This is a genomic window from Brachyspira pilosicoli (assembly GCF_019402445.1).
Lineage (GTDB): Bacteria > Spirochaetota > Brachyspiria > Brachyspirales > Brachyspiraceae > Brachyspira > Brachyspira pilosicoli_B.
This window is the reverse complement of sequence record NZ_SRZM01000170.1, coordinates 1-1565: the sequence shown is the minus strand read 5'-3', so window position 1 is coordinate 1565 and position 1565 is coordinate 1. Positions and strand designations below refer to the sequence as shown.

At 33.6% G+C, this 1565-nt stretch carries 2 protein-coding genes; both read right to left on the bottom strand.

Translation table 11 applies throughout. The features are described 5' to 3' along the window. Nucleotides 1–82: 82 nt before the first annotated feature. On the bottom strand, nucleotides 83–781 hold the full coding sequence (gene deoD / locus E6A48_RS06495; protein WP_219709233.1) for a purine-nucleoside phosphorylase: 699 nt from the start codon (nucleotides 779–781) through the stop codon (nucleotides 83–85). A 60-nt stretch (nucleotides 782–841) separates the two neighbouring features. Next, nucleotides 842–1565 (bottom strand): HAD-IIA family hydrolase (locus E6A48_RS06490; protein WP_219709232.1); only part of this gene is annotated, 724 nt, incomplete at its 5' end.

The following is a 1565-nucleotide window of genomic DNA, read 5'->3' as shown; positions in this document are numbered from 1 at the left end:
TTGGTTCTTTGACGAAGTCCGCACCGCGTAGCTGCAGGAAAAAGAATAAGAAAATCTTAAAAAACAATAATCTTCGTATATATCAAGCAAGCGATAAAGCCACTTCCATCATATTAGTAAAAGTTTTCTCTCTCTGCTCTGCTGTTGTAGCTTCTCCTGTAACTAATGAATCTGATATAGTTACCATACAAAGAGCATTCACTCCTGCATATGCCGCATTCATATATAAAGCAGCAGCTTCCATCTCTACAGCTAATACACCCATTTTTGCCCATTTAGGTGTAGCATTGTTAGCCCCATAAAATACATCAGATGATACAATATTACCTACATGATAATTTATTTTCATATCATCAGCCTTATTAACAGCCTTTCTAAGTAAATCATAACTAGCAATAGGAGCATAAGTGCCAGGAAGTTCATACTGTAAAGCATAATTAGAATCAGTACAAGCTCCCATTCCTATAACCAAATCTCCAATATGAAGCTTATCAACTAAAGCCCCAGCAGTACCAATACGTATTAAATTCTTACAATCGTAAAAATGTATAAGCTCATAAGAATAAATACTGCAAGAAGGCATTCCCATACCAGTACCCTGAACAGAAACTCTTTTGCCTTTATATGTTCCAGTATATCCAAACATATTTCTTACACTATTATACTGCTTTACATTCTCCAAAAAATTCTCAGCTATAAACTTAGCTCTAAGTGGGTCCCCTGGAAGAAGAATAGTTTCTGCAATGTCGCCTTTGTTTGCTGATATATGCGGTGTAGCCATAATATATAAACTCCTTTTTTAATATAATTAATTATAACAAATAAAACTTTAATATATATATCAAAGTTTATCAACATCTATTTCTGCCACAGAATTAAATACATAATTTGGTTTATAAGGGAACTCTTTTAGCATCTCCATTTTTGTAACTCCAGACAATACTAAACAAGTTCTCATTCCAGCACCAAGCCCTCCAAGTATATCAGTATCCATTCTGTCGCCTATCATCACAGTATTTTCGCTATGTGCATTAATTTTATTTTTAGCAATAGACATCATAATTGGATTAGGCTTACCTACTATATAAGGCTTTTTTCCAGTGGCAGTTTCTATAGCAGCAAGTATAGGTCCAACTGCTGGTATAAGCTCTCCATCTGGAGCAGGGTCTGTTATGTCTGGATTACAGCCTATAAACCTTGCACCTTTATTTATAAGTGAAACAGCCTTTTTAAGCATATCAAAATTAAAAGCACTTGTCTTACCAACTACAACATAATCAGGATTAACATCATTTATACTATATCCTATATTATAAAGCTCGCTTACTAATCCGCCTGTACCTATCACATAAGCACTTCCATTCTCTTGCTGAGTCTTTATAAACTTTGCTGTTGCCTGTGCTGCTGTAAAAAAATGTTTCTCTTCTAAACCATCTATGCCAAGAGATTCTAATTTTCTTTTTAAATCAATTGGTGTTTGTTCTGCATTATTTGTTAGAAATAAAAAAGATACATTTTTCTCTAAAAGCATATTAACAAAATCTTTAGCACCATCTATTAAATTA